This is a genomic window from Ancylomarina sp. 16SWW S1-10-2, from assembly GCF_009669305.1.
Lineage (GTDB): Bacteria > Bacteroidota > Bacteroidia > Bacteroidales > Marinifilaceae > Ancylomarina.
The window spans coordinates 1-12,653 of sequence record NZ_SADB01000038.1; the positions used below are offsets into that span (position 1 = coordinate 1).

The following is a 12,653-nucleotide window of genomic DNA, read 5'->3' on the forward strand; positions in this document are numbered from 1 at the left end:
AATAATGCAATGGCAGAAAGATTAAATGGAAAAATACAAGAACTTAAATTGACAGCGAGAGGCTACAGAACCTTCTCTAATTTTAGAAGCGCAATTCTCTTTTTTTACGGTGGTTTAAGTCTCTATCCACTAAAATGGTAGTAGAACCTCATTTTTATCATTACGATAACACTCTACAAAACAAAAAGAAACTTCATGCGTCATGGTGTATTCTTTGGTCTAGCATTGGTTCTAATTTTTACCGCACGCTTTTTTATCGAATTCATAAAAGAACGGCAAGTTGATTTTGAAGCAAACATGTCATTGGATATGGGACAAATATTAAGCATCCCCTATATTCTGATCGGAATAGGTTTTATTATTTACGGTTTCAAAAAAACGAAAGAACAATTAATCTAGATAAAACTCGATATATTATCATACAAAATCCCAACCAGTAAATCAGCTAGTTGGGATTTTTTTATACTTTAAAACAATCAACATTTACATATTTCTGCGGTACTTTCCACCTACTTCAAAAAGAGCATGTGTGATTTGTCCGATGGAACAACACTTGGCAGCATCCATTAAAGTTTCAAATAAGTTATGGTTAGATAATGCCTTTTCTTTTAGGTCTTTAAGCACACATAACGATTCCGAAGAATAGGTTTTATGTAGGTCTTCAACGGTTTTAATCTGATGCATTTTCTCCTCTTCTGTGGCACGAATAACCTCTTCGGGAATAATAGTTGGTGAACCTGTACTCGAAAGAAAAGTGTTAACACCAATAATTGGTAAGCCACCAGAATTTTTAAGCCTTTCGTAATAAAGAGATTCTTCTTGTATCTTATTTCGTTGATACATGGTTTCCATGGCCCCCAAAACACCACCTCGCTCATTAATTCTATCAAATTCAAGCAAAACGGCCTCTTCAACAAGATCGGTTAATTCCTCGATAATGAAAGAACCCTGCATGGGATTTTGATTAATAGCCAAACCCAATTCGCGATTAATAATAAGCTGAATGGCCATGGCTCTACGAACCGACTCCTCCGTAGGCGTTGTTAAAGCCTCATCGTAGGCATTCGTATGTAGCGAATTGCAATTGTCGTAAATGGCGTAAAGAGCTTGCAAAGTGGTTCTGATATCATTAAAATCCATTTCCTGTGCGTGCAAAGATCGTCCTGAGGTCTGAATATGATATTTAAGCTTTTGAGAGCGTTCGTTAGCGCCATACTTATATTTCATGGCCTTTGCCCAAACTAAACGAGCAACACGTCCTAAAACGGCGTATTCTGCATCTATACCATTCGAAAAGAAAAAAGATAGATTCGGAGCAAAATCATTAATGTTCATACCTCGCGAAAGATAATACTCCACATAAGTAAAGCCATTGGACAAGGTAAATGCCAACTGACTAATAGGATTAGCACCAGCTTCGGCTATATGATAGCCGGAAATTGAAACCGAATAGAAATTTCTAACCTCATGATCGATAAAATAGGCCTGAATGTCTCCCATCAATTTCAACGAGAAATCAGTTGAAAAGATGCAAGTGTTCTGCGCTTGATCTTCCTTAAGGATATCGGCTTGAACCGTACCACGAACCTTACAAATTGTCTCAGCTTTAATTTTTTGATAAATCTCATCAGGTAATATCATGTCGCCAGTTACACCCAGCAACATTAGACCCAAACCCTTATTTCCACCAGGCAAGTTTCCTTGATAAGCAGTCCTACATACACCTCTCTTTTTAAATATCTTAATAAGCTTTGACTCAACTTCTTCTTCAAGTACATTTTTACGAATATAAAGCTCACATTGCTGATCAATAGCAGTGTTCATAAAATAAGCAACCATAGCGGCTGAAGGTCCATTAATAGTCATCGACACCGAAGTTTTAGGCGACATAAGATCAAAACCAGAATATAACTTCTTGGCATCATCTAAACAGGCAATAGAAACACCAGCATTTCCAATCTTTCCGTAAATATCAGGACGAGCATGTGGATCTTCACCATATAGCGTTACGGAATCGAAGGCTGTAGACAATCTAACCGCAGACATTCCTTTAGACAAGTAGTGAAAACGTTTATTCGTTCGTTCAGGACCACCTTCCCCTGCAAACATTCGTGTTGGGTCCTCATCCTCTCTCTTAAATGGAAAAACGCCGGCAGCATAAGGAAATTCACCCGGCACATTCTCTCTTAAATTCCACCTTAAAATATCGCCCCACGATCGGTATTTAGGCAATGCTATTTTCGGTATTTTATTGTGAGAAATAGTCTCCCCTTTTGTCTCAATTTTAAACTCTTTTCCTCTTACCTGATAGGTATAATAAGCATCAGAAAATTTCTTCTTTTTTTCTGGCCAATCCTTAATGATTTTGAGGTTTTCTTTGTCAATTGTAGTTTCGGTTTCTGCAATTAAATCCTCCATTTTTTGAGTCACTGCATCATCAGCTTTCTCTGAAAACTTAAGCTTTTCTAGTGTTTTATATAGCGAATAAAGCATATCGGCATTATTCGCCTGTTCTTCGCTGCTTTTATTGTAATTTCTAATTGTTTCTGTAATCTCCGAAAGGTAACGAACACGTGCTGGAGGAATCACTTGAATCTTTTCACTCACCTCAAGTTTTACGGCTTCATCTCTATCAAAAATACCGACACGAATCTCATTTAATTTATCGCTTATATAATTAAAAAGTTCATTCACTCCAGGGTCATTAAATTGTGAAGCCACAGTACCAAAAACGGGCATATATTCAAGCTTATTTTCCCATAATAAATGATTGCGTTGATATTGTTTTCTCACATCTCTCAAAGCATCTAAAGCACCACGTTTATCCGATTTGTTAATGGCTATAATATCAGCGAAATCTAACATATCAATTTTCTCAAGCTGTGTTGCAGCTCCAAACTCAGGCGTCATCACGTAAAGAGAACAATCAGAATGATCAATAATTTCTGTATCAGATTGCCCAATACCCGAAGTTTCAAGTATTATTAAATCGAAACCCGCATTCTTTGTAATGCACAAAACATCCCTAATATGTTTAGATAGAGCTAAGTTAGCCTGACGTGTGCTCAAGGAACGCATGTAAATACGAGGCGAGTGTATCGAATTCATACGAATACGATCTCCCAACAAGGCGCCACCTGTGCGGCGTCGAGAAGGATCTACCGAGATAACTGCCATCTGTAAATCAGGATAAACATCTAGAAAACGGCGTATAATCTCATCGATTAAAGAAGACTTCCCTGCCCCACCGGTTCCTGTAATTCCCAACGTTACAGCACTGTAATTCTTTTCCTCATCTCTCAATACCTTCATTAAATCGGAAACAGTATCGGGATAATTCTCTATTGCCGATATCATCTTAGCTATAGCAGGATGATTGTTTCTATTTATCTCATCAGACTTCAAATTCACTGCGTTTCCAGTTGGAAAATCACAATTTTCAAGCAAATGATCTATCATACCTTGCAAGCCCAAAACTCGACCATCATCAGGAGAATATATTTTAGAAATGCCATAGGATTCTAAAGCTTCAATTTCGGTAGGTAAAATAACGCCACCACCACCGCCAAAGATTCGAATATGATCAGACTTACGTTCAACGAGAAGATCATACATGTATTTAAAAAATTCATTATGTCCTCCCTGATAAGAAGTTATAGCAATTGCCTGAACATCTTCTTGAATAGCACAATCGACTATCTCTTGCACAGAACGATTGTGTCCTAGATGAATAACTTCGGCTCCAGAAGCCTGAAGTATACGCCGCATAATATTTATAGAAGCATCATGTCCGTCAAAAAGAGAGGCTGTAGTAACGATCCGAATTTTGTTCTTAGGCGTATACATAGACTTGTGGTTATTTTTTAGTTAATAGCCTGATTAATATACGATAAATAGATGAATGTACCCAAACATAGCCTCAATTCATAGTATCACCTATTTGTTAAAAATAAATCGTTCTATTTCAATAATCATCTTTAAGAGAAGCCTACTTAGATCTTCTTATCCCTTATTCCACTTAACTTTACTAAAATAAAGACTAATTGCGATGACTTAACTCGTATGCGATTTTCAGATAAATATTAAAAAATATCATACACCTTCCGAATTTCAACATAAAATAGCAATCAAAATAAGGTAATACACTTATTATCAATAACAATAAACATCACACTTAAGTTTTTTTAACAAACACGTACAACATGCAGAAATAAAGGAATATAACATATACATATGATTTAATATAACAACCACACTATTAATCATCATAAACTTAACACAAAGCCTCGTTTCATTTTATTATATTTACTACAAATTATAAAATAGTATATTTTATAATTTACTGACTAATTAAATAATCATCAAAAACACTAACATGAAAAAAAGAAAGTTACATTTCCTTTTTGTGGCTGCATTAGCTGTATTAACAGCTTGCACTCCCAAAGAAAAATTCCAAACTGGTGAACAATACCATGGATTTACTTTGGTTGAGAAAAGATTTGTTAAAGAAGTAGATGCCAACTGTTTACTCTTTAAACATGACAAAAGTGGTGCTCAATTGCTTAAGATTGCGACTCCCGACCAGAACAAAATGTTCAACATCGCTTTTAAGACAACACCTCAAAACGATTATGGTACACCTCACATGATGGAGCATTCGGTATTGAATGGTTCCAAAAACTTTCCTGTTAAGAGTCCATTCGATATCTTAATAAAGGGATCATTAAATACTTATTTAAATGCAATGACAGGTTCGGACTTTACCACCTACCCTGTTGCAAGTATGAACGATAAGGATTACTTCAATTTGATGCACGTTTATCTTGATGCCGTATTTAATCCAAATATTTATACTGAACCTAGAATTTTTAAACAAGAAGGTTGGCATTATGAATTAACAAGCCTAGACGATGATATCGTATACAAAGGTGTTGTTTATAACGAAATGAAAGGTTCTTTCTCGAATCCAAGTAGAGAGCTAGATTACCAAGTAAATAAAGTACTATTCCCAGATAATACCTATGGAGTTTCTTCAGGAGGGTATCCTAAAGTTATTCCAAAATTGACTTATGAAGATTTTATAAACTTTCATAAAAAGTATTACCATCCTGGTAACAGCTACATTATGCTTTATGGAAATGGCGATTTAGATAAAGAGCTTACATTTATCGACAATGAATATTTATCTAAGTATGATTTACCAACTGAAAAAATAGTTATTCCTCTTCAAAAGCCCTTTGATAAAATGAAGGAAGTAGAAAAGAGCTATGCTGTTGCAGACGGTGCCTCTACAAAAGATCAGACTTTCTTAGACCTAAGTATTGTAGCTGGCGAAGGTGTTGACGTGGCTTTAGGATTAACCTATGATGTCTTGGCTGACGCTTTAGTCAATCATGAGTCTGCACCATTACGTTTAGCTTTACAAGAAGCTGGTATTGGTAGTGATGTTTATGCATATTATAACGCATCAAAACAAGGTGTTTTTGAAATTACAGTAGAAAATGCGAACCCTGAAGATAAAGATCAATTTAAAGAGATTGTTTACAACACGATGAAAGATGTTGCTAAAAAGGGTTTTGATAAAAAAATGGTTGAAGGGATTCTTAACCGTATGGAATTCGATATGAAAGAAGGCAATACACCACAAAAAGGAATGATGTATTTATTCCAATCGTATCAAAGTTGGTTGTTTGCAAATGATCCATTCCTAGGATTAGAATATACCAAACCTCTGGAAAAAGTTAAGACAGCTTTAACAACAAACCTGCTTGAAACAACCCTTACACAACATTTAACTAACAATCCTCATGCAGTTCTAATGGTATTAAAACCAGAACCAGGCTTGCAAGCGAAACTTACTAAGGAAGTAAAAGATGAATTAAAAGCATATAAAGACGGTTTAAGTACTGCTGAGAAAGAAGAGCTAGTTGCATCAACCAAGGACTTGATTGCTTATCAGAAACGAGAAGATACACCAGAAGCAATAGCTACTATTCCTATGCTTGGCTTAGCAGATATCAGTAAAGATATTGAATGGTTCGGAGTTGATAAGAAAGACATTTCGGGTCTTGAAGTATTACATCACAATGCCTTTACTAACAGCATACTTTATAGTAATTTATATTTCGATATTCGTGTCTTACCAAAAGACCTTATCCCCTATGCTGAATTACTATCATCTTTATTAGGTAAATTAAATACTGAGAATTATACTTACGGAGAGTTAGATAATGCATTGAATATTCAAATAGGTGGTTTCAATACATACACAACAAGTTTCCTTGAAGATCATTCTGATGATAAAATGATTCCAAAATTCGCTGTTTATACAAAAGCGACTACTGATAAAGCGGCTAATATGTTTAAACTAGCTGACGAAATCATCAATCACTCAAAAATAAATGATAAAAGCCGTTTGAAAGAGCTTCTTACTCGTATTCAGGCAAGTGTTGATTCTGATGTTAAAAACAATGGTTTAAATTACGCAATGACTCGCCTTCGTTCTTACTACTCTAAAAGTGGAGCTTACAGCGAAAAAACTAGCGGATTAGATTTCTACCGTTTTGTTACCGATTTATCAGAAAACTTCGATGCTAAAAGTGATGAGCTTATTGCAAATCTTGAAAAAACAGCTGCTTTGCTTTTTAACAAAGACAATATGATTGGTTCTGTTACTTGTAACGATAAGGATTTTGTAGCCTATGAAAAAGGGATTAAAGGTTTTACAGCGACTCTTAAAGCAGAACCTGTAACCTTAAATGATTGGAAATTTGATTTCGAGAAGAAAAATGAAGGTATAAAAACGGCATCGAAAGTTCAATATGTTGTTGAAGGTTATGACTTTAAAAAACTAGGTTACGAATACAATGGTAAAATGAGAGTTTTAAATCAAATTCTTTCAACCGATTGGCTTCAAACACAAGTCCGTGTTCTTGGTGGTGCATACGGTGGATTTGCTGGAATCTCGGAAAGCGGAAATGTTTATTTTGCCTCATACCGTGATCCTAACCTATCGGAAACTTTCGATAATTATAACAAAACGCCTGATTATCTTGATAAATTTGATGCTACCGATAAAGAAATGACACGTTACATCATTGGAACTATCTCTAGAATGGATGGTCCTATGACAGCGTCACAAGAAGGTAATCGTGCCATTAGATACTACTTTGAGAAAACGACTCCTGAGGCTTTAAAAGCTGAAAGAGAAGCCGTTTTATCAACTACTCCTGAAGATATTAAAGGAATGGAAAAAATGGTTGCTGATGTTCTATCTCAAGATGCCATTTGTGTTTATGGTAATGAAGAAAAAGTAGAAGAAAATGCAAAACTTTTTAAGAACGTTATCGGTCTTAAAGAATAAGTAAACATTCTATATACAAACATGAAAAAGGAGTCCAATAGGACTCCTTTTTTTTTGAACAAGGGGATTTATCCCCTTGTTTCTAGGGTATTCTACAGTGTTTCTACTATTCTCGTTTTTGACAAATGGATATCTGCCAAGGGGATTTATCTCCTTGTTTCTGTAGTATTCTACAACGTTTCTACTATTTGTTTTGCCTTTATTGTTTCTGCTTTAGATTCTCCCCGACTTTTTCTCTCCTTCAACAATTCCCCAGAATGCCATTCCCAGATAGCTATCGGGATTCCAGAATGCACATACTTTTTTTATTATTATGATATTTATAAAATACCGAAAGCTTTCTTAAACTGTAATTGTGTGAATATTTTTTAATCTGCGTCTAAACCTTTTTGCCTTAAGACTCTGCTCGACTTGCTTATTACTAATCTAAGCCATTAAGCTTTATTTAGTTTATGCTGTTTTAATTTACGAAACAAGAGGTGAAATTTATGTTCTTTTGTTTGCACAATTGTGAGCACCGAGGTTAAGATTAATATAATTGCCAAAGAACTTTTAAAGTCTAATTTTTCATTAAAAACCAATATACCTACAATAACACCAGTAAGAGGTTCTAAGGTTGATAAAAGAGAAGCTTTACCTGGTCCGATATATTTCATACCCTTGTAAAATAATACAACAGCAAGGAAAGTAGACCAAAAGCTTAAATTCACAATATAAAACAAAGAACTAGCTGTGAAATTGATATTGATTTGATTGGTAACAAGACATTTACAAAGAAAAGACAATGAGGTAATCCCAAAAATCCAGAACACAACACTAAAAGGGGAAACTTTTTTAAGTTCCTCATTAGCCATCATTATAATATAAGTGGCATATAGAAGTCCCGACACTAAAGCCCAAATAACACCAAGCATATTCAATTCGCTATTACTCCCCATAGCTAAAAGACCGATACCGACAACCGATAAGAATAAGGCTAGCATTTTTCGAACAGTAAACTTCTCTTTGTAAAAAAGACTTGCCATAACTATGGTAAATATAGGATATACAAAATGAAGGGTACTTGCAAGTCCTGAAGAAATATATTGATAGGACAAAAAGAGCGTGTATGTTGTTAGCACAGTTCCTATTAGGGTGACAAACAAAATGATAAAAAACTGTTTTATGGTAATTCTAACATCAATTTTTTTAGACAAACAAAACAAGGCTATTCCTATAAAAGCAAAACTGTATCGATACAAAAGTAAGTTACTCACATCGAAACCCTCAGCATAAATTTTAAGAGCGAAAAAAGGCATTAATCCAAAGAATATTGCCGAAAGCAAAATCATAAGTGTGCCTTTCGTTTTTATACCAATCATTGTATTTTATCTATTTAAAGTTTTTCTTATTCACAAAAAATTCAAACACAAACCTAAAATCTCTCTATCGTTTTCTTATACAAATCAATCTCCCATTTAAAGGCTGCAATCTATAAAATAAGTTGATCTATAATATCAAATCTCAAAAGAAAAAATAGAACTTATGCACAATAGAATTTTTCTGTTTTAAAAGCTGGAAACATCCCCTTTAAATAAGCATCTGGTTTAAAAATATTGAATACACTAAAGTTTAAAAAACTTCTTTATAAAAGCCTACAACGCAATGAAAAGACAGCTCTTTAGAACTGTTCCTTGTAACTAGATGAACACATCAAATTTTAATTATTGAGACTAAACATCTTACATTCTGTATCAGTATCCTAAATGAAATAAGCCCCAAACCAATAAAGGTCTGGGGCTATTATCTATTCCACTTAGACGGCTCAAGATCTATTTAAGTGGAAATAGAATATTTCTTTATTAACCGAAATAGTCCTAGAATTATCTTAATATCTCAGATACTGTTACTATAAAGTCTAAAAGACATTATGAACCTGTCCTATATTTCACATGAATTTCCCATGCAATTTGGTCTAATTTCTGGTTGTTTCATTAATTTCAATCTTAGAGCTAGAAAATAAATCTGACAACCCACACAAACGCCAAATGCTGTTTCGAGAAACATTAAAAGCATACACACTAGGCATAGCATACAAACCGATCCAAATATTGAGGGATCATTTTGCAATAGAATTGACATAACAAACACCACCGAAGAAAGAGTCAAACCTAAACTCCATGCAAAACGTTTTTGAACAGCACCTATATATATAGGCTCCTGCTTTCTTACAATAAATCGGGCAATTATATTTGACGGAGCGTATTTTGGATTAATAAATACACTGATCAAGAAACTAATCATCATAAAACCTGAAATATATGGAATGGGTGCGAAATTCTTAAACAATATGCCTCCAACCATAGCATACAATCCCATAAGAAACATGACACCCGCCCCCGCACGAACTTCTCTTTCGTTCAAAACTTTATAGCCTATACCGGCAACATTTTCTCCAAAATTAACTATCGACATCTTTTAAATTTTAATTTATAACGGGTTGCAAAGTAGTAAAATTAGAAACTAATGAAGACTGAATATAGTTAAGCAAATGTTAATGTTGACGATTACCAACTCATAAATTTATATTCACTAAAAATTGTTTCTAAAATGTCTATCTTCACAAGACTTGAAATAAAATAAACATATGAAGTATCTGGGACAAACCAATGAATATTTTGAAGTCGTTGAAATTACTAAGGCTAATTATCATGTATTAAAAGAAAAGCAAGAAGGTGTGCTCTCTCTTATTTGGTTTGACGATGATCAGACTCAAATGACCATAGATGCCATTAGCTTCAATTTCTTGAGAAATCAAATGATCTGTCTTACCGAATTTCATCAGATTGAAATAGAGCAAGTTGGACACCTTCGGTTACTTCGTTTCAATCGTCCTTTTTATTGCATTCTCGATCATGATAGCGAAGTGGGCTGTAAAGGCATTCTCTTTTACGGTTCGTCGAACCTCCCCTTACTAAAACCCGATACTAAGGACATAAAAATTCTAGAAACGGTTTGGAAAATGCTTCTTATAGAAATGGCATCACAGGACAACTTACAGTTGGAGATGCTACAAATGATGCTGAAAAGGATTCTAATTCTTTGTACTCGATTTTATAAGAATCAAATGAATTTTGAAAAAATTGAAGTCAAGCAAATTGATCTTATTCGAGACTTTAATTTCCTCGTGGAGCAACATTTTAGAAACAAACGCAGCGTTGATGAATATGCTCTTTTACTTAATAAATCACCAAAAACATTAGCAAACTTGTTTAAGAAAGCTGGAAATAAAACCCCTTCGCAATTTATTCAGGACCGAATTATGCTCGAAGCTCGACGACTTCTTCGCTATACAGATAAGTCTGTTTCTGAGATTGCCTACGAAATAGGTTACGAGGATATTCATTCCTTTAGTCGATTTTTTAAGAAACAAGAGAGTCAATCTCCTACAGATTTTCGAGAAATGAAGTAAATGGGAAGTTTTGCCAAACATTCGGGAATCACGGCCTAACATCGGCCTCTCCATTTGCCTCATATTTGCATTGTCAATTAGATATTAATAATTTAAAACATAAGACAATGACACAATTCAACGTACCAACTCGAAACGAAGTAACAGCTAACAATCAAACTATTTTTGATCAACTAGAAAAAGGACTAGGTTTCGTTCCTAACCTATACGCCTACTTTGCTAAAAACGATACGGCTCTTGGCGATTATCTAGCTCTACAAAATCGTAAAAGCACCTTAAGAGCAAAAGAAAGAGAAATCATTAACCTTGTAGTTAGTCAAGCTAATGGTTGTCGTTACTGTCAATCTGCTCACACGGTGTTAGGTGGAATGAATGGATTTAGTGAAGATCAAATTCTTGAAATTAGAAAAGGGACAGCTGCTTTCGATACAAAACTAGATGCTTTAGCAAAATTCACTTTGCTAGTAACAGAGAATAAAGGTCAAGTTAGTAAGGAAGCAAAATCAGAATTCTTTGCAGCAGGCTATTCAGAAGTCAATATGATTGATGTGGTTATGGTTATTGGTGATAAGATTATTAGCAACTACATTCATAACTTAGCTGAATTTGCTATCGATTTTCCAATTGCTAAGGAATTGTAATCAAAATACAACCCTTACTCCGATGGTTATGATCGAGAAAAATTAATAATAGCATTAGGGCGAAAAAGAGCTGGATATTTAATCTAGCTCTTTTTGGTATCTTACAAGTAAGACTGAAATAATCATCGAATTAATTGCAAAGAAGCGACATTAACCCGTTTTTTGTATAAAATTACGGGAAACAACAAGAATGGAACAAAAACGACTAAATAAAGCCATATCCGAAACTGGCTATTGTTCGCGAAGAGCGGCTGACAGACTCATTGAAGAAGGTAAAGTTCTTGTAAATGGGCAAGCTGTAGTCATGGGACAAAAAATAACAGCGGAAGATCAAATCACTGTTGAAGGAAAAGTGGTAACCAAAGAGGTAGGAAATATCTATTTAATTTTCAATAAACCTGTAGGTATTACCTGCACAACCGACACAGAAATTAGTGGCAACATTATCGATTTTATTGATTATCCTGAACGCATTTTCCCCATTGGACGTATAGATAAACCAAGTGAAGGTTTAATCTTTTTGACCAATGATGGCGACATTGTTAACAAAATTCTACGTGCCAAGAACAATCACGAAAAAGAATATATTGTTAAGGTTGACAAAAGAATAACACCTGATTTTATCGACTTAATGGCTGATGGTGTTAGGATATTAGACACAGTAACTGAAAAATGTAAGGTAGAACAAATAGACGCTTTCACCTTTAATATTGTTTTAACACAAGGCTTAAATCGCCAAATTCGTCGTATGTGCGATTATCTTGGCTACGAAGTTAAAGAGCTGCAACGTGTTCGTATTATGAATATTAAATTGGGAAGTTTGAAACGAGGCAAATACCGTTCATTCACAGGATCTGAGCTGAGGGAACTAAAAGCACTTATTGAAGACTCAAGTAAAACGGAGGAAGCCTCTTTGTAAAGAAGTGGCTCTCTCAAAACATATTGAAACCTGATATGAGAATCTCTTAAAGATGTCTTTTATCAGGTTTTTCATTTACATTTCAAGCTCCCCCTGATATTACAATTTTTTTTCTCTCCTCTTTTAAACTTCTTAGATTCAAGTCACAAATGCAACTGATGGAATTTTAGATGAAAAAAGGAGATATATTTTTTCAAGACAATGAGGAGAATTAGTCTCACCCATTGTCTATGTGGAATAAAAGTCTTTTTTTTACCACAAAAATCGCCAAACTCAAGT

At 34.6% G+C, this 12,653-nt stretch carries 9 protein-coding genes; 6 read left to right on the top strand and 3 right to left on the bottom strand.

From position 1 onward, the window contains the following. Nucleotides 1-9 precede the first annotated feature (9 nt). Complete coding sequence (locus EMN46_RS20520; protein ID WP_368667549.1) at nucleotides 10-141, top strand: hypothetical protein; 132 nt, start codon at nucleotides 10-12, stop codon at nucleotides 139-141. An 18-nt stretch (nucleotides 142-159) separates the two neighbouring features. Beyond that, nucleotides 160-399, top strand: a complete 240-nt coding sequence (locus EMN46_RS18120; protein WP_368667579.1) for a prolipoprotein diacylglyceryl transferase family protein — start codon at nucleotides 160-162, stop codon at nucleotides 397-399. Between the two features lie 84 nt (nucleotides 400-483). Here EMN46_RS18120 and EMN46_RS18125 read toward each other — a convergent pair whose 3' ends face one another. Then, entirely contained in the window at nucleotides 484-3,846 is a 3,363-nt protein-coding gene (locus EMN46_RS18125; RefSeq protein WP_154202398.1) for a methylmalonyl-CoA mutase family protein, read from the bottom strand. 529 nt (nucleotides 3,847-4,375) lie between these two features. On the opposite strand from EMN46_RS18125, the gene EMN46_RS18130 reads away from it, so the two are divergent. Continuing rightward, nucleotides 4,376-7,363 carry an insulinase family protein gene (locus EMN46_RS18130; protein WP_154202400.1) on the top strand — a complete coding sequence of 996 codons (2,988 nt, stop codon included), beginning with the start codon at nucleotides 4,376-4,378 and terminating at the stop codon, nucleotides 7,361-7,363. Between the two features lie 434 nt (nucleotides 7,364-7,797). Here EMN46_RS18130 and EMN46_RS18135 read toward each other — a convergent pair whose 3' ends face one another. After that, nucleotides 7,798-8,724 carry a DMT family transporter gene (locus EMN46_RS18135; protein WP_154202402.1) on the bottom strand — a complete coding sequence of 309 codons (927 nt, stop codon included), beginning with the start codon at nucleotides 8,722-8,724 and terminating at the stop codon, nucleotides 7,798-7,800. A gap of 559 nt (nucleotides 8,725-9,283) precedes the next feature. Beyond that, on the bottom strand, nucleotides 9,284-9,817 hold the full coding sequence (locus EMN46_RS18140) for a DUF4395 domain-containing protein (RefSeq protein WP_154202404.1): 534 nt from the start codon (nucleotides 9,815-9,817) through the stop codon (nucleotides 9,284-9,286). Between the two features lie 172 nt (nucleotides 9,818-9,989). Between EMN46_RS18140 and EMN46_RS18145 the strand changes: the two genes are divergently transcribed. From EMN46_RS18145 to EMN46_RS18155, 3 genes are all read left to right on the top strand, one after another. Continuing rightward, a complete protein-coding gene (locus tag EMN46_RS18145; protein ID WP_154202406.1) occupies nucleotides 9,990-10,814 on the top strand; it encodes an AraC family transcriptional regulator in 825 nt (274 codons plus the stop codon). Nucleotides 10,815-10,921: 107 nt separating this feature from the next. Further along, entirely contained in the window at nucleotides 10,922-11,455 is a 534-nt protein-coding gene (locus EMN46_RS18150; RefSeq protein ID WP_154202407.1) for a carboxymuconolactone decarboxylase family protein, read from the top strand. Between the two features lie 190 nt (nucleotides 11,456-11,645). Beyond that, nucleotides 11,646-12,374 (top strand): pseudouridine synthase, encoded by a 729-nt coding sequence (locus EMN46_RS18155; protein ID WP_154202409.1) that lies wholly within the window; start codon nucleotides 11,646-11,648, stop codon nucleotides 12,372-12,374. Nucleotides 12,375-12,653 lie beyond the last annotated feature (279 nt).